At 74.8% G+C, this 20,592-nt stretch carries 22 protein-coding genes; 17 read left to right on the top strand and 5 right to left on the bottom strand.

The genetic code is table 11. The features are described from left to right. Window positions 1–92: 92 nt before the first annotated feature. Complete coding sequence (locus P3H78_RS15045) at window positions 93–1,490, bottom strand: GntP family permease (RefSeq protein WP_276109469.1); 1,398 nt, start codon at window positions 1,488–1,490, stop codon at window positions 93–95. A 144-nt stretch (window positions 1,491–1,634) separates the two neighbouring features. Beyond that, the gene (locus P3H78_RS15040; RefSeq protein ID WP_276109468.1) at window positions 1,635–2,165 is read right to left on the bottom strand and encodes a gluconokinase; all 531 of its coding nucleotides are present in this window, start codon (window positions 2,163–2,165) and stop codon (window positions 1,635–1,637) included. 130 nt (window positions 2,166–2,295) lie between these two features. Here P3H78_RS15040 and P3H78_RS15035 point away from each other — a divergent pair, with 130 nt between their 5' ends. Continuing rightward, window positions 2,296–2,997, top strand: a complete 702-nt coding sequence (locus P3H78_RS15035) for a FadR/GntR family transcriptional regulator (protein ID WP_276109467.1) — start codon at window positions 2,296–2,298, stop codon at window positions 2,995–2,997. A gap of 286 nt (window positions 2,998–3,283) precedes the next feature. After that, window positions 3,284–3,442: a hypothetical protein gene (locus P3H78_RS15030; RefSeq protein WP_276109466.1), complete on the top strand. Its 159-nt coding sequence runs from the start codon at window positions 3,284–3,286 to the stop codon at window positions 3,440–3,442. Between the two features lie 248 nt (window positions 3,443–3,690). On the opposite strand, the gene P3H78_RS15025 is transcribed toward P3H78_RS15030, so the two are convergent. Continuing rightward, window positions 3,691–4,077 carry a YchJ family protein gene (locus P3H78_RS15025; protein ID WP_438827968.1) on the bottom strand — a complete coding sequence of 129 codons (387 nt, stop codon included), beginning with the start codon at window positions 4,075–4,077 and terminating at the stop codon, window positions 3,691–3,693. Window positions 4,078–4,277: 200 nt separating this feature from the next. Here P3H78_RS15025 and P3H78_RS15020 point away from each other — a divergent pair, with 200 nt between their 5' ends. Continuing rightward, window positions 4,278–4,592, top strand: coding sequence for a dsRBD fold-containing protein (locus tag P3H78_RS15020; protein WP_276109464.1), 315 nt, complete (start codon window positions 4,278–4,280; stop codon window positions 4,590–4,592). A gap of 12 nt (window positions 4,593–4,604) precedes the next feature. Continuing rightward, entirely contained in the window at window positions 4,605–5,942 is a 1,338-nt protein-coding gene (locus P3H78_RS15015; RefSeq protein WP_276109463.1) for a phosphoribosyltransferase family protein, read from the top strand. A gap of 261 nt (window positions 5,943–6,203) precedes the next feature. On the opposite strand, the gene P3H78_RS15010 is transcribed toward P3H78_RS15015, so the two are convergent. Continuing rightward, window positions 6,204–6,884: a hypothetical protein gene (locus tag P3H78_RS15010; protein ID WP_276109462.1), complete on the bottom strand. Its 681-nt coding sequence runs from the start codon at window positions 6,882–6,884 to the stop codon at window positions 6,204–6,206. Between the two features lie 403 nt (window positions 6,885–7,287). Here P3H78_RS15010 and P3H78_RS15005 point away from each other — a divergent pair, with 403 nt between their 5' ends. The 10 genes from P3H78_RS15005 to P3H78_RS14960 all read left to right on the top strand — a co-directional run bounded on the left by P3H78_RS15005 (window position 7,288) and on the right by P3H78_RS14960 (window position 16,062). Then, a complete protein-coding gene (locus P3H78_RS15005; protein ID WP_276109461.1) occupies window positions 7,288–7,839 on the top strand; it encodes a class I SAM-dependent methyltransferase in 552 nt (183 codons plus the stop codon). A 47-nt stretch (window positions 7,840–7,886) separates the two neighbouring features. After that, the gene (locus tag P3H78_RS15000; protein WP_276109460.1) at window positions 7,887–8,135 is read left to right on the top strand and encodes a hypothetical protein; all 249 of its coding nucleotides are present in this window, start codon (window positions 7,887–7,889) and stop codon (window positions 8,133–8,135) included. A 39-nt stretch (window positions 8,136–8,174) separates the two neighbouring features. Beyond that, window positions 8,175–8,543 (top strand): hypothetical protein, encoded by a 369-nt coding sequence (locus P3H78_RS14995; protein ID WP_276109459.1) that lies wholly within the window; start codon window positions 8,175–8,177, stop codon window positions 8,541–8,543. Next, a complete protein-coding gene (locus tag P3H78_RS14990; protein WP_276109458.1) occupies window positions 8,543–9,982 on the top strand; it encodes an FAD-binding oxidoreductase in 1,440 nt (479 codons plus the stop codon). Before P3H78_RS14995 ends, P3H78_RS14990 begins: the two co-directional genes overlap by 1 nt. Continuing rightward, window positions 9,979–10,752, top strand: coding sequence for an SDR family NAD(P)-dependent oxidoreductase (locus P3H78_RS14985; RefSeq protein ID WP_276109457.1), 774 nt, complete (start codon window positions 9,979–9,981; stop codon window positions 10,750–10,752). Before P3H78_RS14990 ends, P3H78_RS14985 begins: the two co-directional genes overlap by 4 nt. Window positions 10,753–10,886: 134 nt before the next feature. Further along, a complete protein-coding gene (locus tag P3H78_RS14980) occupies window positions 10,887–12,116 on the top strand; it encodes a cytochrome P450 (RefSeq protein ID WP_276109456.1) in 1,230 nt (409 codons plus the stop codon). An 11-nt stretch (window positions 12,117–12,127) separates the two neighbouring features. Beyond that, window positions 12,128–12,322 carry a ferredoxin gene (locus P3H78_RS14975; protein ID WP_276109455.1) on the top strand — a complete coding sequence of 65 codons (195 nt, stop codon included), beginning with the start codon at window positions 12,128–12,130 and terminating at the stop codon, window positions 12,320–12,322. Between the two features lie 101 nt (window positions 12,323–12,423). Continuing rightward, window positions 12,424–13,386: a GNAT family N-acetyltransferase gene (locus P3H78_RS14970; protein ID WP_276109454.1), complete on the top strand. Its 963-nt coding sequence runs from the start codon at window positions 12,424–12,426 to the stop codon at window positions 13,384–13,386. Between the two features lie 48 nt (window positions 13,387–13,434). Continuing rightward, a complete protein-coding gene (locus P3H78_RS14965; RefSeq protein ID WP_276109453.1) occupies window positions 13,435–14,304 on the top strand; it encodes an ester cyclase family protein in 870 nt (289 codons plus the stop codon). A gap of 132 nt (window positions 14,305–14,436) precedes the next feature. Next, entirely contained in the window at window positions 14,437–16,062 is a 1,626-nt protein-coding gene (locus P3H78_RS14960; protein ID WP_276109452.1) for an FAD-dependent oxidoreductase, read from the top strand. 57 nt (window positions 16,063–16,119) lie between these two features. Here P3H78_RS14960 and P3H78_RS14955 read toward each other — a convergent pair whose 3' ends face one another. Beyond that, a complete protein-coding gene (locus P3H78_RS14955) occupies window positions 16,120–16,608 on the bottom strand; it encodes a MarR family winged helix-turn-helix transcriptional regulator (protein WP_276109451.1) in 489 nt (162 codons plus the stop codon). Window positions 16,609–16,731: 123 nt separating this feature from the next. Here P3H78_RS14955 and P3H78_RS14950 point away from each other — a divergent pair, with 123 nt between their 5' ends. The 3 genes from P3H78_RS14950 (at window position 16,732) to P3H78_RS14940 (ending at window position 20,506) form a co-directional block, all read left to right on the top strand. Next, window positions 16,732–18,252: an FAD-dependent monooxygenase gene (locus tag P3H78_RS14950; RefSeq protein ID WP_276109450.1), complete on the top strand. Its 1,521-nt coding sequence runs from the start codon at window positions 16,732–16,734 to the stop codon at window positions 18,250–18,252. 73 nt (window positions 18,253–18,325) lie between these two features. Beyond that, window positions 18,326–19,336, top strand: a complete 1,011-nt coding sequence (locus P3H78_RS14945; RefSeq protein ID WP_276109449.1) for a methyltransferase — start codon at window positions 18,326–18,328, stop codon at window positions 19,334–19,336. Window positions 19,337–19,528: 192 nt separating this feature from the next. Then, window positions 19,529–20,506, top strand: coding sequence for a quinone oxidoreductase family protein (locus P3H78_RS14940; protein ID WP_276109448.1), 978 nt, complete (start codon window positions 19,529–19,531; stop codon window positions 20,504–20,506). Window positions 20,507–20,592: the final 86 nt, after the last annotated feature.

Genomic DNA, 20,592 nt, shown 5'->3' with positions numbered 1-20,592 from the left:
CCCCGGCACGACGGCCCCGGGCACGGCGCCGGCCCGGACCCCCGCGGAGTAGTGGTGCGCGGGGAGCCGGGCCGGGGTGCGGGGTGCGGGGTCTAGATGACCAGGGAGAGGAGCAGCACCAGGCCGCCGGCGACGACCGAGATGATCGTCTCCATCACCGACCAGGTCTTCACGGTCTGGCCGACGTCCAGGCCGAAGTACTCCTTCACCAGCCAGAAGCCGGCGTCGTTGACGTGGCTGAAGAACAGCGAGCCTGCGCCGATGGCCAGGACCAGCAGGGCGGCGTGCGCGGTCGACATGTCGGCCGCCAGCGGCGCGGCCAGGCCGGCCGCCGAGACCGTCGCCACGGTCGCCGAGCCGGTCGCGAGCCGGATCACCACCGCGATCAGCCAGCCCAGCAGGAGCGCGGGGATCGCCCAGTGCTTGGAGACGTCCAGGACCATCTGCCCCACGCCGCAGTCGATCAGCGTCTGCTTGAAGCCGCCGCCCGCGCCGACGATGAGCAGGATGCCGGCGATGGGCGCGAGGCCCTTCTCGACGGTCGCGGATATCCGCTCCCTGCTGAACCCGGCGGGCCGGCCGAGCGTGAAGATGCCCACGAGCACCGCGGCGAGCAGCGCGACCAGCGGGGAGCCGACGACGTCGAAGACGCGCTGCGTCACGTCCGCCGGGTCGTCGACGACGACGTCGGCGAGCGCCTTGGCCAGCATCAGCACCACCGGCAGCAGCACGGTGGCCAGGGTGGCGCCGAAGCCGGGGCGGTTCTCCAGGTCCTCGGACGGGCGCTGCGGGATCATGCGCTCGGGGGCGGGCACGTCCACCCAGCGGGCCGCGACGCGGGAGAACACCGGGCCGGCGATGATCACGGTGGGCACCGCGACCAGGATGCCGAGCGCCAGCGACACACCGAGGTTGGCCTTGACCGCGTCGATCGCGACCAGCGGTCCGGGGTGCGGCGGGACCAGGCCGTGCATCACGGAGAGGCCGGCCAGTGCCGGGACGCCGATGCGCATCAGGGAGTGGTTGCCGCGCTTGGCGACCATCAGGACGACCGGGATCAGCAGCACGATGCCGACCTCGAAGAACAGCGGCAGGCCGATCACCGAGGCGATCAGCACCATCGCCCACGGCAGCGACCGGCCGCCGGTCCGGGCGAGGATCGTGTCGACGATCTGGTCGGCGCCGCCCGAGTCGGCCAGCAGTTTGCCGAGGATCGCGCCGAGCGCGATCAGCACGCCCACCCCGGCGACCGTGGTGCCGAGCCCGGTGGTGAAGCTGGTGATGGCCTGGTCGAGCGGTGCCCCGGCGAAGGCGCCGAGCGCCAGCGACCCGATGGTCAGTGCCAGGAACGCGTGCAGCCGGAACTTGGTGATGAGCAGGACGATGACGGCGATGCCCGCCAGCACGGCGATACCGAGCCGGGCGTGGCCGGCCGAGGTGATGGGCTGGACGGTGTCCGCTGCCAGCATCTCGACGCTGAGTCTGGTCACGGGTGTTCGGTCCCTTGGGTGAGGAGAGGAACTCTCGGTTACGGGTGGGTGGGCGCGCGGAGGCCCGGCGGCCGTGCCCCGGGGAGGCCCGGGAGCGGTGCCGGAAGGCGGCCCGGGGGAGCGGCCCCGGGCGGGGTGGGACGCCTACCGCGCGGGTCGGGCGGTGGACCGGCCGAGGGCCAGGAGCGCCTCGGCGGCGCGGAGGGTGATCTCCTCGGGGCTGCCCGAGACGTCCACCTCCACGCCCGTCTCGTCCGGCTCCAGCGGCTGGAGCGTGGCGAACTGGGAGTCCAGCAGAGCGGTGGGCATGAAGTGCCCCTGCCGGTGTCCCATCCGCTCCTCGATGAGCCGGCGGTCGCCCGTGAGGTGCACGAAGACGAGGTCGGGTGCCGCGGCCCGCAGCCGGTCACGGTAGGCCCGCTTCAGCGCCGAGCTGCTGACCACCCCGCCGAGCTCCGCCCGCGCGTGTGCCCAGCCGCCGATGGCGTCCAGCCACGGGCTGCGGTCGTCGTCGGTGAGCGGGGTGCCGGCCGACATCTTGGCGATGTTGGCCGGGGGGTGGAAGTCGTCGCCCTCGGCGTACGGGACGCCGAGCCGGGCCGCGAGCAGGGGACCGATGGTGGTCTTGCCGGTGCCTGCGACCCCCATGACCACGACGACTCGGGGGGTACTCATTGCTGCCTCGCTGTCTTCGTCGACACGTGATGTCCGGGCAACTGAAACCGATTAGGTACGACGAATTCAAGAGTCTGTGACAAATAAGTCTGACTTTTTGGTTCCGTGATCCACCCCGTACGCTGAGTGCATGAGCACCACGGGCCGGGGGCTGCACGGCCGCGTACTGGACACCCTCGGGCCCGCGATCACCGCGGGGGAGTACCCGCCGGGCAGCGTGCTGCGCACCGACGAGCTGGCCCAGCGCTTCGACGTCTCACGCTCGGTGATGCGCGAGGCGGTCCGTGTGCTGGAGTCGATGCACCTGGTCGCCTCGCGGCGCCGGGTGGGCGTGACCGTGCTGCCCGAGCAGGAGTGGAACGTCTACGACCCGCAGGTCATCCGCTGGCGCCTGGCCGGCGCCGCCCGCCCGCGCCAGCTGCGCTCGCTCACCGTGCTCCGCTCGGCCGTCGAACCGGTCGCCGCGGGCCTGGCCGCGCGGCACGCCACCGCGGAGCAGTGCGCCGAACTCACCGCGTGCGCCCTCGGCATGGTGGCCAACTCGCGCGGCCACCGGCTGGAGGCGTACCTCTTCCACGACGTCGCCTTCCACCGCGTGATCCTCACCGCGTCCGGCAACGAGATGTTCGCCCGGCTCGCCGACGTCGTCGCCGAGGTCCTCACCGGCCGCACCCAGCACGAGGTGATGTTCGAGGACCCCGACCCGGCGGCCGTCACGCTCCATGTCCAGGTCGCCGAGGCGGTCCGCGCCGGGGACGCGGCGCGCGCGGAGCAGCTCACCCGCGAGATCACGGTGGGGGCGCTGCAGGAACTGGACATCCTCGCGCCGTAGCGCGACGGCACCCCCTCCCGTACGGACCGGGGTGCCATGGTGTGACCTGCCGGAGCGGCAGGTCACGAGGCCGGGCGTCGGCGCGTGTCGCACGTCGGACGCACGAGGGCCGACGGCGGTCGGGTGCTGCGCGGTCGTGCGCCGGACCCGCCGCCGGTGCCCTGAGCCGCCGGTTCCGGGGGCCGCGTGCCGGGTCCCCCGGGGGACCCGGTTCAGCGTTCCAGCAGCGCCTTGAGCGCTGCGAGGTCCTTGCCCTGGGCGCGTCGGAGCGACCGCTGACGGCACCTTGTTCCGCCTGGTCCACAGCGGACTCCCGTCGCCGGAGGCCTGCGCGGCACACGAGGAGGGCCGGCGCCACTACGTCGCCCGGCCGGCCCTGCTCGCCGAGGGCGGCGGCCCCGGCCCGGACGCCTGGATGCGGCAGCCGCAGCACCCCGCGCATTGATCGCAGAGGAGCCCTGCTCCGGCAACCGGACGAAGGGGGCCCCGCCGTCACGGTGCCGAGGAGGACGCGGCCGCGTCCGTCGTGGCGAGTGGCGACCGTCCGGTGCCGCTCCAGCCGGGTGACAGCCCGTCCGACGGTGTCGCGTTTCCTTCGTCCCGCGCCGTCGAAGCCCGCTGGCCGTCCGCCGCGGGGGATGCCTACGTCGGCGACCGGCCGGCGAAGCGGCCGCACGACCGCCCGGACAGGTCCTAGTCCTCCAGGAAGTCCCCGTCGACGTACACCCAGGCGCCGTCGACCCGCTCGAACCGGCTGCGTTCGTGCAGCGAGCCGCCGCGGAAGGCGGCGCGGAACGTCACCGTGCCGGTGGTGTGGAAGGCCGACCCGCCGGTGGCCCCGAGGACCTCCAGGCCCGTCCACCGCACGTCCGGGTCGAGGTCGAGCCGCGCGGGCCGGGTCCGCGGGTGCCAGGTCCGCAGCAGATACCCCGCGTCCCGGCCGACGAAGGCGGTGTACCGCGACCGCATCAGGGCCTCCGCGCTCGGCGCGGCCGCGGCTCCCGAGAGGTACCGGCCGCAGCACCGGTCGTAGGGCTCGGGCAGTCCGCAGGGGCAGGAGCGCGTGGTCATGCCCCTCATTGTGCCCGTCGCGCCGGGCCGGCCCGACGCCGGCCGGTGCCGCCCGCGGCCCCGCCGCACCGGCCGGGACCGTGCCCGCGTACCCCGAGACCGTGCGTCCCGCCCGCGGCGGGGGCACAGTGGAGGGGTGGGGCCGCAGCCCCGTGTCCGTCTGCCGCCCCAGGTGGCCCTGTCCGCACCGCAGTGAGGAGAGACGGACGATGACCCGACCCGCCGGCATCCGGCCGGCCCCGTCCGCCAAGGAGTGGCGGCTCAGCCTGTACCTGTCCGAGCACGACCCGGACACCACCGCCCGGATCGTCCTCGACACCGGCGACAACGTACTGGAGACCCGCGCGGAGGCCCGGCGCAATCCCTACGACCCGGCGATCCCCGAGATCGGCGACGAACTCGCCGCCGGACGCGCGCTCATCGCCCTCGGCCGGGACCTGCTGCGCGCCGCCGCCGGCGACATCAAGGCGGTGGGGGCGCCCGAGGCGACCCCGCCCACCCCCCTGTGGTCACCCCGGGAGTGAAGGAGGCGCGTCATGCTCTTCACGGACCGCCGCGACGCCGGACGGCGGCTGGGGGCCCGACTGGAGTACCTCCGCGGCCAGGACGTCGTCGTGCTGGGGCTGCCCCGTGGCGGGGTACCGGTGGCCGCCGCGGTCGCCGAGGCGCTCGACGCGCCCCTGGACGTCTGCATGGTGCGCAAGCTGGGCGTCCCCTACCAGCCCGAGCTGGGCATGGGCGCGATCGGCGAGAACGGCGTGCGGGTCATCAACGACGAGGTGCTGCGCGAGACCGGCGTCTCCCCGGCGGACCTCGCGGGCGTCGAGGAGCGCGAGCGGGAGGTGCTGGCCCGGCGTGCCGCCCGCTACCGCGGTGAGCGCACCGCGACCGGTGTCGCCGGACGGACCGTGGTGATCGTCGACGACGGCGTGGCCACCGGGTCCACCGCGCGCGCCGCCTGCCGGATCGCCCGCGCCCGCGGGGCGGCGCGGACCGTGCTCGCCGTGCCCGTCGCGCCCCACGACTGGACCGACCGGCTGGCCGGCGAGGCCGACGACATGGTCTGCGTGGCGACCCCGGCCGCCTTCTACGCCATCGGCCAGTTCTACGCCGACTTCACCCAGGTCGAGGACTACGAGGTCGCGGCCGAACTCCGCCGGTCCGCAGCCCGCTCCGCCCCCGACACCGCCGCCGCCACGGACGGGCCCGGCGAGGACGGCGGCGGTCTCGCCGCCGACCGGGAGGTGGACATCGCCGCCGGAGCCGTCCGGCTCCGCGGCCGCCTCACCGTGCCCGCCGGCGCCGACGGCATCGTGGTCTTCGCACACGGCAGCGGCAGCAGCCGGCGCAGCCCCCGGAACCGGTTCGTGGCCGCCGGACTCCAGCGTGCCGGCCTCGGCACCCTGCTGTTCGACCTGCTCACCGAGGAGGAGGAGGCCGACCGGGACAACGTGTTCGACATCCCGCTGCTCGCCGGGCGCCTCGTCGGCGTCACCGACTGGCTGCGCGCCCAGAGCGCCGCGCAGGGTCTCGCCGTCGGGTACTTCGGCGCGAGCACCGGCGCGGCCGCCGCCCTGTGGGCCGCCGCGGAGGAGCGGGCCCGTCCCGCCGCGATCGTCTCCCGCGGCGGCCGGCCCGACCTCGCCGGGCCCCGGCTGCCCGAGGTCACGGCTCCCACCCTGCTCGTCGTCGGCAGTGCCGATCCGATCGTGCTCGACCTCAACCGGCAGGCGCGGGACCTGCTGCGCTGCGAGAGCCGGATCGCCGTCGTCCCCGGCGCGAGCCACCTCTTCGAGGAGCCCGGCGCGCTGGAGGCGGTCACCGACCTGGCCCGCGACTGGTTCACCGACCACATGGCCCCGGCACACGTCTAGTGCTGTGGCCGGGAAAGGTCTGCCGGGAAGTTCGCGGCGTCCGGTGCTGGGGGCACCTCCCACGCCGTTCAGGCTGTGGGGGAGCATCGGACGGCGGAGCGTCGCCCGCGTACGGGATGTACCCGGGTGATGCGACGACGCAGCGAGGTGCCGTGCCGGGCGTCGCGAGCCGGTGAACCTTCCCGGTCACAGCGCCGGGCCGCCGGGACATCCGGTGGTGCGTGGGCGGGGCCGCGGGAGGCGGCTCCCCGGGGCAGGCGTTCACGCGTGGGCGCTGATCACACCGCCGGCGCTGAGCACGATGCGGATGCCGTTGGCGTCGAGCCCGGCGTCGTGCTGGTCCGCCTCCAGCGTGGCGTCCACCTCACCCCCGTGGCCGAGGATCTGCGCGCGGTACCGGAGGTCGCCGGTCCTCGTGACCCTGGCCGTCCAGCCGCCCGCAAGGTGGAAGGTCCCCGGTCCCTGGTGTCCGCCGCCCATCCAGGAATGGACCTGGCCGCCCAGTGTGAGCACGACGAACATGTCGTTGGCGTCGAGTCCGGCGTCGTGCTGGTTCGTCTCCAGCGTGGCCAGGACCTGACCGCGGTGGACGATCCTGGCGAGGTAGTGCTGGTCGCCGAGTCGGTGGATCTCGGCCTTGCTGCCGTCCGCCAGGGTCTGCGTGCCGACCGGGGACGCGGCCCTGCCCGCGGCGGCCGGTGCGGTGGTGCGGTGCGCGGTGGTGGTCCCGGTCCCCCCACCGGTCCGGGTCCCGTCCGCGCCGGTCCCGGCGCCGCCGGGCGCACTCCCACCGGTGGAGCCGGAGCCGGAGACCTGCTTCTCCGGGCCGGAGGCGCCGTCCCCGCCCCCGCTCTGACAGGCGGTCAGCGACAAGGCGGCAACGGCGGCGACGGCCACCAGGCCGGCGGACCGGGTGGTGCGGCGAGCACGGCGAACGGTCATCACGGAAGTCCCCCCACGGGCTGTCACGACGCGGCACCGCCGCCTGCTCCCGCAGGGCGACCGGCCGGATCGGCTGTTGGCTGCACCCCGTGAGACGGCGCCCGGACCGGAGTTGTTCACCCGGTTCTGTCCGCACTCGGTAACAGGGCGGCGGGGTGCCGCCGCGCATGCGGCCGCCGTCCGGCCACGGCACCTCCGCCATGCCGCGGCCCGGTGGCGCAGACCCCGCCGCGGCCCGGCGGCCCCGGCGCCCGCCGCGGGTGGAGGACGGCTGGAGTCCCGCTCGCGCAGCCGTCCACGGCCGTGGCCCCCCGTGCCCGGGTCTGTAACGCTCGGCCGAAAGGTTCACCCGGGCCGGGAGGCCGTCGTGGCCTCCCGACACTCTTCAACGGGGGAGTTGCGCATGCCCAGCACCACATCGTCCGTCGACCGTCCCCTCGGCGCCGCCACGGCACCGGACGACGGGACCGCCCTGGACACCCTGCTCCGCCAACTCGTCCTGGCAACCGGCTTGCTGACGGTCCTTCGGACCGGCCGCCCGGACGCCGCGTCGCTCCTCCCGACGGCCCGCGCGCTGAGCGAGCAGGGGCGCGGCCGGGTCGTGGCCTGCGACCCGGACCCCGCCCGCCGGAAGGCCGCGGCCGCCGCGATCCGGCAGGCGGGCCTGGACCGGTACGCGGAGGTGCGGCCCGGCCGCCCCGAGCGGGTGCTCCCGGCGGTGCCGGGCCCGGTCGACCTGCTGGTGCTCGACGGCCCGCCCGAGTCCCACCTGCCGCTGCTGCAGATGCTGGAGCCCCGGATGCTGCCGGGCGCCGTGGTCGTGGCGTGCGGGACGCACCGGGCCGTCCGCCCCTGCCCGGAGCTGCTCACCCACCTGCGGCTGCCCGGCAGCGGCTGGGCCTCGCTGCCCCTGCCGTTCGGCACCGGGCTGGAACTGGCCGTCTGCACCCGCTGAAGAGCCGAACCGTCCCGCACCGCGCCCACGCCACCGATCGGAGCGACGTGTCCCGCCACTGGTCCACCCCCGAGCCCGCGGCCCCCGGCCGGCCGGGCACCGTCCGGCGGGTCCTGGTCCGCCACTGCCTGTTGCCCGTGCTGCGCGGGCTGACCGCCCTCGGCGCCATCCACATGGCCACGTACTGGCACCCGGACCTCGGAACCCCGCCGCTGTTCCCGGCCGACGGCCCCGACGACCCCCGCGCTCCCTACAGGACGTCTCGAGCGCGGTTCCAGACCTGGCCGGAAGGCTGACGGCGACCACCCACCCCGTGAACTCCCTGGAGAGTTGAGATGAGCGACGCACGACTGGTCGGCACCTGGACCACTCAGCTGGACGACGACGGCACACTCGTCCCCGGGCTGGTCTCGTTCTCGTCCGACGGCGGGGTCGTCTCGACCCAGCTGAACACCAAGAACATCGGCCTGGGCAGCTGGCGTTCCACCGGCCCCGGCACCTTCGAGTACGGCTTCCACATCCTCGCCGCGGACGGCGAGGGCAAGCACGTCGGCGAGGCCCACGTCCGGGTGGAGGGCGAGTTCGTCTCCGACACCCGGTGGCAGGGCACCGGCGGCGCCCAGTTCTTCGACCCGCAGGGAACCAAGCTGCGCGGCCACGCCGGCTCCAAGGTGACCGCCGAGAAGTTCGGCGTCGACGACTGATGCTGCGGGACCGTCTGCGCGGCGAGCTGGTGGAGCCCTCCGACCCGGGCTTCCCGCTGGCCAGGCAGCTGCAGAACACGGAGTTCGACACGATCCGGCCGCACGCCGTCGCGTACTGCACGGGCGAGGACGACGTCGTCGCCTGCCTGCGGCACGCACAGGAGCACGGCCTGCGCCTCCACGTCCGGGGCAACGGCCACAGCATGAACGGCTGGTCGACCGGTGAGGGTCTGGTCGTCGACCTGTCCCGGATGCACCACGCCGTCGCCGACGGTCCCGTCGTCCGGCTCGGTGCGGGTGTGCAGTCGCTGGACGCGCTGGACGCCCTGCGGCCGCAGCGGCGGCAGATCGTCACCGGCACCTTCCCGACGGTGAGCGTCGGCGGCTTCCTCACCGGCGGCGGACTCGGCTGGCAGACCCGGAAGTTCGGGATGGGCAGCGACCGCATCACCGCGGCGCGCGTGGTGCTGGCCGACGGCCGCACGGTGCGCTGCTCGCCGGCCGTGGAACCCGACCTGTACTGGGCCGTCCGCGGCGGCGGGGGCGGCACCTTCGGGATCGTCACCGAGTTCGAGGTACGGCCGGTGGACGCCCCGGAGATGACCGGGTTCGAGACGCTCTGGGCCTACGAGGACGCCGTCGACGTCCTCACCGCCTGGCAGGAGTGGTGCGTCGAGGGCCCCGACGAACTGGGCACCTCCCTGGTGGTCCTGCCCGGCATGTTCGGTCCCGGGGGCAACCCCGTGGTCCGCGTGTGGGGCGTCCACCTCGGACCCACCGAGCGACTGGCCGCGGAACTCGACGCCCTCGCCGAGCGGGCGGGCGCCAAGCCGCTCAGCCGCACCGTCGGCACCCGCGCCGGGTACGCCGAGGTGATGCACGAGGCCCTGTGCGGCTCGAAGACGGTGGCGCAGTGTCACCGTACGGGGAGCGGCCCCGAGGCCGAGGGCCACCGCCACCCCTACACCCGGCAGAGCTACCGGCTCACCGGACGGGCCGCCACCCGCGCCGAGTCCGCCGCGCTGCTCGACGCCTGGGACCCCGCCCTCGACGCGGAGGGCCGCGAGCGCTACCTGCTGTGCATCGCGGTGGGCGGCGCCGCGAACCGGGTCCCGCGGACCGCCACGGCCTACGTGCACCGCGACGCCCGGTTCCTGATCGGGTACCAGATGGCGTGCCGCGACGTCGCGGCGGACCCGGACGCCGGGACCCGGCTCACCGCCTGGGCGGACCGGGCGGCCGGCGCGCTCGCCCCGCTCGCCTGCGGCTCGTACGTCAACTTTCCCAGCTCCCGGACCGCCGAGGACTGGGAGACCGACTGCTTCGCCGAGAACCGCGCCCGGCTGCTGGAGGTGAAGCGGGCCTACGACCCGCAGAACTTCTTCCGGCACGCGCAGAGCATCGGCGGCCGGCCCACGACGACCCAGGGGGCTCCATGAGGACCGAACTGCAGGACAAGGTGGTGCTGGTCACCGGTGCCACCTCGGGCATCGGCAGGGCGACGGCCGTCGCCTGCGCCGAGGAGGGCGCCCGCGTCGCGATCACGTACCACACGCGCGAGGACGCGGCCCACGAGACCGCCCGGCTGGTGACCGAGGCGGGCGGCACCCCGCTGGTCGTCCGCTACGACCTCGCCGACGAGCGGTCCGTCCGGGACGCCGTGTCCCGGGTCGCCGAGGAGTGGGGCGGCATCGACGTCCTGGTGGCCAACGCCGTGGTGTGGAGCGAGGCGATCCCGCGGCCCGGCCGTCCGGTGCCCCGCTTCGAGGACGTCCCCGCCAAGCAGTGGCAGGAGGTGCTGCACACCTCCGTCGAGGCGGTCTTCCACACCGTGCAGGCGGTGCTGCCGCACATGCGCGGCCGGGAGTGGGGCCGCGTCGTGCTGATCGGCGCGGGCCTCGCCGACACCGGCAAGCCCGGCGCCGGTGCCTACGGGGCCGGCAAGTCCGCCCTGTTCGGGCTGATGCGCAGCCTCGCCTGGGAGCTGGGACCCGAGGGGATCCTGGTGAACATGGCGGTGCCCGGGCAGACCGCCACCGAGACCGTCCGGGCCAACGTGCCGCCCGGCTTCCTGGAGGAGAAGGGCAGGACCCTGCCCTCCGGCCGCATGTCCGAGCCGAGGGACGTCGCCCGTGCGGTGGTCTTCCTCGGCTCCGCCGCCAACGGCAACATCAACGGCGAGACCCTCCGGATCACCGGCGGCGCCTGAGCGCCCCGCAGGCCCACCGCCCCACCAGGTCCTGCCGCCCCGCCAGGCCCCGTCGCCCTCCAGGGATCTTCCAAGTGCCCTCGAGAGCGGCGGGGCTCAATGGCGTGCGTCGGGACACCACCGAGGAGGCACGCATGACGGAGACCACCAGCCCGCCGGCCGCGAGCGAGGCGCCGGCCTACCCCATGACCCGGAGCTGCCCGTACCGGATGCCGGTCGGCTACGAGGAGTTGCGTGAGCGCGGCCCGCTCACCAAGGTCACGCTGTACGACGGACGCCAGGTGTGGCTGGTCGCCGGGAACGAGGTCGGCCGGACCCTGTTCCCCGACCCGCGCCTGTCCTCGAACGTCCTGCACCCCAACTTCCCCTTCCTGGCGCCCCGGATCGCCGCCCAGACCCAGCAGCGGGCCGCGCCGCCGCTGGTCGGCGTCGACGACCCCGAGCACGGCCGCCAGCGGCGCATGGTGATCCCCGGGTTCGGCATCCGCCGGATCGCCGCGCTGCGCCCGGAGATCGAGCGCATCGCCGAGGGCCTCGTGGACGACATGATCGAGCGGGGCAGCCCCGCCGAACTGCTCTCCCAGTACGCCCTCCCGCTCCCCTCCGCGGCGATCTGCGCCCTGCTCGGGGTGCCCTACGAGGACCGCGGCTACTTCGACGAGCGCTCCCGGCACGTGCTCTCCTCCGCCGGCGAGGACGAGGCCGACCGCGCCCGGACCGCGTTCACCGAGATCCTCACCTACCTGCACGACCTGATCGCCCGGAAGGAGAAGCAGCCGGGCGACGGCCTCATCGACGAGCTGATCGCCCACCAGCTCTCCGAGGGCTCGGTCGACACCCACGAACTGGCCATGGTCTGCTCGCTGCTGCTCGTCTCCGGGCACGAGACCACGTCCAACATGATCGCGCTGGGCACCGTGACCCTGCTCGAACACCCCGAGCAGCTGGCCCGGGTGCGGGCCGACGACACGCTGCTGCCCGGCGCCGTCGAGGAGCTGATGCGCTTCACCTCCATCGGCGACGTGCTGATGCGGGTCGCGGTCGAGGACATCGAGATCGCCGGGCAGACCATCCGGGCCGGCGACGGCGTCGCCATGTCGACCATGCTGATGAACCGCGACCCGCACGCCTGGGACGACCCCGACACCTTCGACATCACCCGCTCCTCCGGCCGGCACGTCGCCTTCGGCTACGGCATCCACCAGTGCATCGGGCAGAACCTCGCCCGCGCCGAGATGGAGATCGCCTTCCGCACGCTCTTCCGCCGCATCCCGGGCCTGAGGGTGCCGGTCGCCTCCGACCGCCTGCCGCTGAACGCGCCGTACGTGCTCCAGGGCGTCGCCGAGCTCCCGGTCGAGTGGTGACGGGGGCGGACGTGGCCATCACCATCGCGACGGACCGCTGCATCGGCGCCGCCATGTGCGCCCTGACCGCGCCCGAGGTCTTCACCCAGGACGACGAGGGGGTGAGCCGGCTGCTCCCGGGCGCGCCGGTCCGCGCCCACGACGGGCGGGTCCGGGAGGCGGTGCGGGCCTGCCCCGTGCAGGCCATCACCGTGCACGACGACTGACCCGGGCCGCCCGCCGCCCACGACGACCGTCCCGCCGCCCCCGCGCCGGTGTCGAGTTGCCCTCGACGGTGCTTCGAGAGCGGCGGGACAGGGTGTCGGCCATGGAGATGCGCAGCCTCGACGGTGACGACCCGGCGACCCTCGCCGCCCTGCTCCCCGGCTTCCGGGAGACCATGAGCCAGGCCCTGCCCGCGGACCCGCCGGTGACGCAGGCCCTGCTCGCCCGCCTCTTCCAGCAACGGCACGGCACGGAGCGGATCGTGCTCGCGGCCTACGACGGGGACACCCCGGCCGGGGTGCTGAAACTCGGCCTCGACCTGGGTGACCCGTCCGGCCCGGGCCACGGTTCGCTCTGGGTGTTCCCGGACTTCCGGCGCCGCGGCGCCGGCCGGGCCCTGGCCGGCGCGGGCCGCGCCGCGCTGCGCGAGCGCGGCCGGGACCTGCTGCTGGTGGACGCGCCCAAGGGCGCCGCCGCGGAGCGCTTCGCCGCGGAACTCGGCGCCGAGCGCACGGGGGAGACCCTGCGCAACCGGCTGCTGCTGGCCGGCCCCGCCCGGCGGGCGCTGGACGAGGCGGCCGCCCGGCCCGTGCCCGGCCACCGCCTGGTCCACTGGGACGGCGCCTGCCCCGACGGCCTCGTCGACTCCTACGCCCGCGCCTGGAGCGCCCTGGACGAGCGGGTCAACGGCCAGGCGCGGGTGCGCCGTCCGTCGGCCGCCGACGTCCGGGCACGGGAGGCCGAGGCGGTCCGCGCCGGCCACCGGCTGTGCGCGGTCGCGGCACTGCCCGAGGACGGCGACGACGTCGTCGCGTACTCCACCCTCTACGTGCGCGACAGCCCGATGGCCGACGCGGGGGAGACGCTGGTGCTGCCCGCGCACCGCGGACGCGGCCTGGCCACCCGGCTCAAGGCGGAACTGCTGCTGCGGGCGGCACGGGAGAACCCCGGCCTCGCCCTGGTCCAGGTGTTCAACGACGTCGGCAACACCGCCGTCGTCGCCCTCAACCGCCGCCTCGGCTTCGAGGCCGACTCGCACTGGACGACGTACGCGCTCAAGGCCTGAGCGCACGGCGGGCCGGACGCCGGCCCGCGACTCGACGGGGAGGAAACCATGACCACCGCGAGCCCGGTCGGGCAGCGCGCCCGCAACGCGGAACTGGTGCGGGAGATGTACGAGGTGCTGCACTGCGCGCACCGCTTCGAGGAGGCCGGCCGCTTCCTGCACCCCGACCACATCGAGCACGACCCGCCGGCCGGGCCCGCCGAGGGCGGAACCGTCGGCCGTCTGCGCGCCCTCACGGGCCGCTTCCCCGGTCTGCGGGCCGGCATCGACCACCTGGTCGCCGACCACGACCGGGTCATGCTGTTCGCCACCTGGACGGGGGCCACCCCGGACGGCGGCCGGCTCCGGCTGCACACGGCCGAGTTGCACCGCCTTCAGGACGGAAGGGTCGCCGAGCACTGGAACGTGGCCGATCGCGACGTCCTCGCCGCGCACGGCGTGCCCGGGCTCGACGGCGACGGCGCGCAGCCGGCCGCGCCCGGTCTGCACGGCCCGCACGACGCCACCGAGCGGGCCAACACCGATCTGGTCCTCGGCGCGTACCGCGACGTCTTCAGCGAGCACCGGCTGGACCTCGCCGACCGCTACTACCACCAGGACTACCGGCACCACAACATGCGCACCGACGCGGTGCCGGACGGGCTCGACGCCTTCAAGGCGTTCTTCGCGGACAACATCGCCGCGTTCCCCGACCTGGTCACCACCGTCGACCACGTCGTCGCCGCCGGGGACCGCGTGATGGTCTTCGTCACCTGGACCGGCACGCTCACCGGGGCGTGGAGCGGCGGCGGCCCGTCCGGCTCGCCGCTGCTGATGCGCACCTGCGACCAGTTCCGCATCGAGGGCGGGAAGGTGGCCGAGCACTGGGAGGTCGTCGACTACCTGGCCCTGCGCCGCGCCGGCCTGCCCACCCCGTGACCGCCCCCGACCCCACCCCGGGCTCCGCCCCGGGTTCCACCCCCAGCTCCACCCCGAGATCCACGCCGAGATCCACGCCGGGATCCGGGCCCGCGACGGCGGCCGGAGCCCTGCCCGAGAGAGGGTTCCGCGATGACGTCCAGTGATGCACCCGTCCTGATCGTGGGCGGCAGCCTGGTGGGCCTGTCCACCGCCCTGTTCCTGGCCCACCACGGGGTGCCCTGCACCCTGGTGGAGCGCCACCCCGGCACCTCGATCCACCCGAGGGCCGTCGGCTACTACCCCCGCACCGCCGAACTGCTCCGGCAGGCCGGGGTGGAGGAGGCGGCCCGGCGCGAGGCCTCCGGCTTCGAGGCGCACCGCACCCGCGCCGGGGTGACCTCGCTCGCCGGCGAGGTGCTGTTCAGCAAGGAGGAACTGGAGGGCGGCGACGAGCTGGACGACCTCACCCCGTCCCGGCTGCTGCTCCTCCCGCAGGACCGGCTGGAGCCGCTGCTCCGCGACCGCGCCGAGGAACTCGGCGCCGACCTGCGCTTCGGCACCGAGCTGCTGTCCTTCGCGGAGGACCCGGAGGGGGTCACCGCCGTCCTCGCCGGCCCCGACGGCGGCACCAGCAGCTTCCGCTGCTCCCACCTGGTGGCCTGCGACGGCCCGCGCAGCACCGTGCGCGAGGCGCTCAAGGTGACCCGGCAGGGGCGCGGCGTGCTGTCCCGCCACGTCAGCATCGCCTTCGGCGCGGACCTCGCCCCGGTGCTCGGCGACCGCCGCTACAGCGTGGTCCACGTGAAGAACCCCGACGTCATGGGGATCCTCGTGCACGACGACACCCTGAGCGGCGGCACCCTCATCGTCGGCTACCGCCCCGAGGACGGCGAGAGCCTCGACGACTTCACCGACGCCCGCTGCGCGGAGCTGGTGGGCGCCGCCATCGGCTCGCCCGAGGTGCAGGTGACGATCCGCTCGCGCTTCCCGTGGGACATGGCCGAGCAGGTCGCCGACGGCTTCGTGCACGGGCGGGTGCTGCTCGCGGGCGACGCGGCCCACGTCATCCCGCCGACCGGCGGCTACGGCGCCAACACCGGCATCGCCGACGCCCACAACCTGGCCTGGAAGCTCGCCCTCGTCCTCGACGGCACGGCCGGCCCCGACCTGTTGCGCACCTACGACGCCGAGCGCGGAGCGGTCGCCCGCTGCACCGCGGAACAGGGCTCCCTGCAACTGGCCGTGCGCTCCGGCAGCGCCACCCCCGAGCAGCAGCAGGCCGCCCTCGACGCCCTCACGGTGACGATGGGCCAGACCTACCGGTCCGCCGCCGTGGTCCCCGCGCCCGGCGCCGAGGACCGCCCCGCACCGGCCGACCCACGGACGCTGCGCGGCGCGCCGGGCACCCGGGCGCCGTACGCGGTGCTCGCCCGGGACGGCGTCCCCCTCACCACGCTCGACCTCTTCGGCCGGGGGTTCGTGCTGCTGGCCGGGGAGCGCGGGGGCCAGTGGCTGACCGCGGCCTCCGGGGCCGCCGCCGGGCTGCGGGTGCGGATCACCGCGCGCCGGGTGGTGCCGGGCACCGGCGGCGGGGCGGGCACGCTCGCCGACCCCGACGGGCGCTTCGCCGAGCTGTACGGGGGACTGCGGCCCGAGGGCGCGGTGCTGGTGCGGCCGGACGGGGTGGTCGCCTGGCGGTCGGCCGGCGCCGACCCCGCCGGCCGGGAGGACGAGGTGCTGGCGGCGGTGCTGCGGACGATCCTGGCGCGGGCCTGACACCGGCGGGCCGGGGACCGCGGCGACACCGGCGGTCCCCGCCCCCTCGCGGGCGGCTCAGGCGGACTCGGACTCGTTCTGCAACTCGGCGATGGCGTCGACGTACTTGATGAGCAGCCGGGCGAACTCCAGCCGCTCCACCTCCGGCCAGTCCCGGGTGATGCGCTCGAACGCCGAGCGCTGGTGGCTGCGGAACCGGTCGAGCATCTCGTGCCCGTCCGCGGTGAGCTGGAGGATCGTCCGCCGCCCGTCGCGCTGCGAGGCGGCGCGGACCAGGTAGCCGGCCGTGATGCAGTCGGAGACCATCCGGCTCGCGACCGAGGGGTCGACGGCGAGCCGTTCGCCGACCACGCCGACGGTGATCTCCTGGCCCTCGTGTTCGGGTCCGTCCTGGACGATGTTGAGGACCAGGGTCCTCGTCATGTCCTTGCGGGACACCTGTTTTTCGACATTCAGCGCCTGGGTCCGCCGCAGACGCGAGAACGCGGGTCCCACGGCGTCGAGCAGTTCCGATGCCCGCGGCGGACTCTGTGTCGAGGTCTCCATGCACGCATTCTAGGCGACTTGATTCCGTCGAGCGAGCATCTGTATGCTCTCAATCTACTGCATGTGTGAAAACATATATCTGTCCGCCGGCACATAAGCCGGCGCCGAGCGAGAGGACTCGCCGTGGCAACGGGGAAGACCCAGCAGGACCTCGACTTCGATGTGCTCGTCGTCGGCGGCGGGCCCGTCGGCATGCTGCTCGCCGCGGAGCTCCGCATCTCCCGGGTCCGCGCCGTGGTGCTGGAGCGCCTGCCCGAGCGGACGCCGCACTCCAAGGCCTTCGGCCTGCACGCCCGCTCCCTGGAGTCCCTGGACCGCCGCGGCCTCGTCGACCGCTTCCGGGACGGCGCCCGGTCCTGGAACAACGGCCACTTCGCCGGCCTCGACGAGTGGGTCGACTTCTCGGCCCTGGACAGCGCGCACGCCTACGCCCTGCTCTCCGAGCAGACCCGCACCGAGCGTCTGCTGGAGGAGCGTGCCGCCGAGGTCGGCACCGAGATCCGCCGCGGCCACGAGGTCACGGCGATCCGCCAGGACGCCGACGGCGTCGAGGCCGACGTCACCGGCCCCGACGGCGCCTACACGCTGCGCGCGGGGTACGTCGTGGGCTGCGACGGCGGCCGCAGCCTGGTCCGCCGGGAGGCGGGCATCGTCTTCCCCGGCACCGGCGGCCGGGTCACCGCCCGCCTCGGCGACGTGATCCTGGCCGACCGGGAGAACGCGCCGATGGGCATGGAGCGCACCGAGCGCGGCCTGCTCTTCTGCGTCCCGCTGGACGACACCTACCACCGCGTCTCCACCTTCGACTTCCAGGCCGAGCGGGAGCCCGGCGCGGACCTCACGCTGGACGAGCTCACCGCGAGCCTGCGCGAGATCTGGGGCAGCGACCTGGGCGCCCGGGACCCGCGCTGGCTGTCCGTCTTCACCGACTCCGCCTGCCAGGCCGAGCGCTACCGCGAGGGCCGCATCCTGCTCGCGGGCGACGCCGCCCACACCCACTTCCCGGTCGGCGGCCAGGGCGTCAACCTCGGCCTCCAGGACGCCTTCAACCTCGGCTGGAAGCTCGCCGCCGCCGTGCACGGCTGGGCCCCCGAGGGTCTGCTCGACAGCTACGACGGCGAGCGCCAGGCCCCGGCCCGCAAGGTGCTGGCCAACACCCGCGCCCAGATCGCCCTGATGAACCCGGACCCGTACGTCACCCCGCTGCGCGAGCTGTTCACCGACCTGATGCGCCGCGACCAGGTGAACCGGTACCTCGCCGAGATGCTCAGCGGCGTCACCGTGCGCTACGGGATCGACGGCCCGGCCCACCCCATGCTCGGCGACTTCGCCCGCGACCTCGAACTGCGCACCGAGGACGGCGTCAGGACGCTCCCCGGATACCTGAAGCGGGGCACCGGCGTGCTGCTCGACCTCACCGGCCGCCCGGAGATCGCCCAGGTCTACGAGAAGTGGGGAGCCGGCGTCTCCTGGGCCGGACGCGTCCGCCACGTGCGCGCCGCGTGTGCCGCCGAGCCGGAGCTGTCCGGGCTGCTCGTCCGCCCCGACGGCTACGTGGCCTGGGCGGCCGACCGGGAGCTGCCCGAGGCCGAGCTGCGTGAGTCGCTCGGCACCGCCCTGTCCACGTGGTTCGGCACCGTCTGAGTCCCGGCCGGCGCACGGGCGGGCCGTGCACCGACCGGGCGTCCCCCCACCGCATCCAGCGCCGAGGAGAGCCGTGAGCGCGCCACCCTGGTCCAGAGAACTGCTGCGCAAGAGCGATCTGATCACCCCCATGGCGATCAGGGTGGCCGCGACCCTGCGGCTCTCCGACCACCTCGCGGGCGGCGCGGTCACCGCCGAGGCGCTCGCCCGCGCGGCACAGGTCGACCCCGCCGCGCTGCGCCGCCTGCTCGGCCATCTCGTGACGGCCGGGATCTACCGGGAGCGTCCCGGGGGAAGGTACGAACCGACCTCGCTCGGCGAGCAGTTGCGCGGTGACGTCGAGGGCTCCGGCCGGGACTGGCTCGGGCTCGACGGGCCGACCGGCCGGGGCGAACTCGCCTTCTTCCGCCTCCTCGACGCCGTCCGCACCGGCGCCCCCGTCTACGAGACGCTCTACGGCCGGGACTTCTGGACGGACGTCGAGGCGGACCCGGCGCAGGCGGAGGCCTTCGGCAGCCGGATGGCGGCGAGCATGCGCTGGGTGACCCCGGCGCTCCTTGCGCAGGGCGACTGGCGGGGCGTCCGGCACGTCGTCGACGTCGGCGGCGGCAGCGGCGCCCTGCTGGCCGCCGTCGTCGCCGCCGCACCCGGTGCCCGCGGCACCCTCGTCGACCTGCCGGGACCGGCCAGGGCCGCCGAGGCGGACTTCGCCGAGGCCGGGCTGTCCGACCGCTGCCGGGCCGTGGCGGGCAGCTTCTTCGACCCCCTGCCGGCCGGCGCCGACGCCTACCTCCTCGCCAACGTCCTGCTCAACTGGCCCGACGACCGGGCGGTCGCCGTCCTGCGGCGCTGCGCCGAGGCGGTCGCCGCGGGCGGGCGGGTCATGGTCGTGGAGGGGCTGCTCGACGTGCAGAGGGACCAGACCGACCTGGACCTGCGGATGCTGGTCTACCTGGGCGGGCAGATGCGCACCTCCGGCGACCTGCGTGACCTGGGCGAGGCCGCCGGGCTCACGCTGCGCCGGGTGACCGGTCTCGGCCCGGTCCGCTCCCTCGTCGAGTTCACCGCCGCCCGGTCCGCCTGACCTCCGACCGTGCCGCCCGCCCCGACCCGGCCCGTCCGTACGGCGGCCCCGTCCCCTCCTCCCGGAGGGGCGGGGCCTGCGGCCTGCCGCGGCCGAGGGCCCGCTCCCCGCAGAACCCGTCCCACGTCCCCCCACGGACGCCACCCGCACCATGCACCACCCATCCCCCCAACGAGCAAGAGGAGCACAACCATGCGCATCGTCCGTCACCACGAGTTCGGCGCCCCGTCGGTGCTGCGCGTCGAGGAGGCAGACACTCCGGCGCCCGGCCCCGGCGAGGTGCTGATCCGCGCCGAGGCCGTCGGCGTCAACTTCGCCGAGTGCCAGCGCCGTCAGGGCATCCCGGTCGGCGGTCCCGCGACCCTCCCGGGATCACCGGGCGGCGACGTGGCCGGCACCGTCGAGGCCGTCGGCGAGGGAGTGACCGAGGTCCGGGTCGGGGACCGTGTGGTCACCGGCGTCGGCGCCGACGGCTACGCCGAGTACGTCGTCACCCGTGCCGACTGGCTGTTCACCATCCCCGAGGGCATCGACGCCGGGCAGGCCACCTCCCTGCCGATCCCCGCCCAGACCGCCTACCACGTGATCGTCACGGCCGGCCGGCTCCAGGCGGGGGAGTCCGTCCTCATCACCGCCGCGGCCGGGGGCATCGGCCACCTGCTGGTGCAGATGGCCAAGGCCCTGGGGGCGGGCCAGGTGCTCGCCGCCGCGAGCAGCCCCGACAAGCTCGACTTCGCCGCGTCGCTCGGCGCCGACACGACCGTCGACTACAGCCGCGACGACTGGACGGAGCAGGTCATGGCCGCCACCGGCGGCCGCGGTGTCGACCTCGTCCTGGAGACGGTCGGCGGTGACGTCCTGACCCGGAGCGTGAAGCTCACCGCGCCCTTCGGCCGGACCGTGGTCTACGGCACGGCCGGCGGCGAGGTGCCGGCCGTCGAGGTCGACGACATCTTCGACAACCGCACCGTCATGGGCTTCAGCATGTGGGGCGTGATGCGGCACCGGCCCGACGCCATGGCCCGCGGCGCCCGCGAGCTGCTCGACATGGTGGCGACCGGGAAGGTGCGGCCCGTCGTGCACGCCGAGCTGCCCCTGGAGGAGGCCGCCGCCGCGCACGCGCTGATGGAGGCACGCGCCCAGCTGGGCCGGGTCGTCCTCGTCCCCTGAGCCCGCGGACCGTCTTTACCTCACTTTGGGCTTGCGCATCATGCATTGATATGTAGACTCACATACACGTGCATGAGTGCATGTAA

It is taken from the genome of Streptomyces tropicalis (assembly GCF_029269835.1).
Lineage (GTDB): Bacteria > Actinomycetota > Actinomycetes > Streptomycetales > Streptomycetaceae > Streptomyces > Streptomyces tropicalis.
The sequence above is the reverse complement of the archived record's forward strand: the minus strand, read 5'-3'. Positions and strand labels throughout refer to the sequence as shown.

What these genes read in the sequence shown, in the direction of transcription:
- P3H78_RS14960 (WP_276109452.1), top strand. Translation starts at nt 14,437, where the DNA reads ATGACGTCCAGTGATGCACCCGTCCTGATCGTGGGCGGCAGCCTGGTG.
- P3H78_RS14970 (WP_276109454.1), top strand. Translation starts at nt 12,424, where the DNA reads ATGGAGATGCGCAGCCTCGACGGTGACGACCCGGCGACCCTCGCCGCC.
- P3H78_RS14985 (WP_276109457.1), top strand. Translation starts at nt 9,979, where the DNA reads ATGAGGACCGAACTGCAGGACAAGGTGGTGCTGGTCACCGGTGCCACC.
- P3H78_RS15040 (WP_276109468.1), bottom strand. Translation starts at nt 2,165, where the DNA reads ATGAGTACCCCCCGAGTCGTCGTGGTCATGGGGGTCGCAGGCACCGGC.
- P3H78_RS15035 (WP_276109467.1), top strand. Translation starts at nt 2,296, where the DNA reads ATGAGCACCACGGGCCGGGGGCTGCACGGCCGCGTACTGGACACCCTC.
- P3H78_RS15005 (WP_276109461.1), top strand. Translation starts at nt 7,288, where the DNA reads ATGCCCAGCACCACATCGTCCGTCGACCGTCCCCTCGGCGCCGCCACG.
- P3H78_RS14995 (WP_276109459.1), top strand. Translation starts at nt 8,175, where the DNA reads ATGAGCGACGCACGACTGGTCGGCACCTGGACCACTCAGCTGGACGAC.
- P3H78_RS15025 (WP_438827968.1), bottom strand. Translation starts at nt 4,077, where the DNA reads ATGAGGGGCATGACCACGCGCTCCTGCCCCTGCGGACTGCCCGAGCCC.
- P3H78_RS14955 (WP_276109451.1), bottom strand. Translation starts at nt 16,608, where the DNA reads ATGGAGACCTCGACACAGAGTCCGCCGCGGGCATCGGAACTGCTCGAC.
- P3H78_RS14980 (WP_276109456.1), top strand. Translation starts at nt 10,887, where the DNA reads ATGACGGAGACCACCAGCCCGCCGGCCGCGAGCGAGGCGCCGGCCTAC.
- P3H78_RS15020 (WP_276109464.1), top strand. Translation starts at nt 4,278, where the DNA reads ATGACCCGACCCGCCGGCATCCGGCCGGCCCCGTCCGCCAAGGAGTGG.
- P3H78_RS14940 (WP_276109448.1), top strand. Translation starts at nt 19,529, where the DNA reads ATGCGCATCGTCCGTCACCACGAGTTCGGCGCCCCGTCGGTGCTGCGC.
- P3H78_RS15015 (WP_276109463.1), top strand. Translation starts at nt 4,605, where the DNA reads ATGCTCTTCACGGACCGCCGCGACGCCGGACGGCGGCTGGGGGCCCGA.
- P3H78_RS14990 (WP_276109458.1), top strand. Translation starts at nt 8,543, where the DNA reads ATGCTGCGGGACCGTCTGCGCGGCGAGCTGGTGGAGCCCTCCGACCCG.
- P3H78_RS14965 (WP_276109453.1), top strand. Translation starts at nt 13,435, where the DNA reads ATGACCACCGCGAGCCCGGTCGGGCAGCGCGCCCGCAACGCGGAACTG.
- P3H78_RS15010 (WP_276109462.1), bottom strand. Translation starts at nt 6,884, where the DNA reads ATGACCGTTCGCCGTGCTCGCCGCACCACCCGGTCCGCCGGCCTGGTG.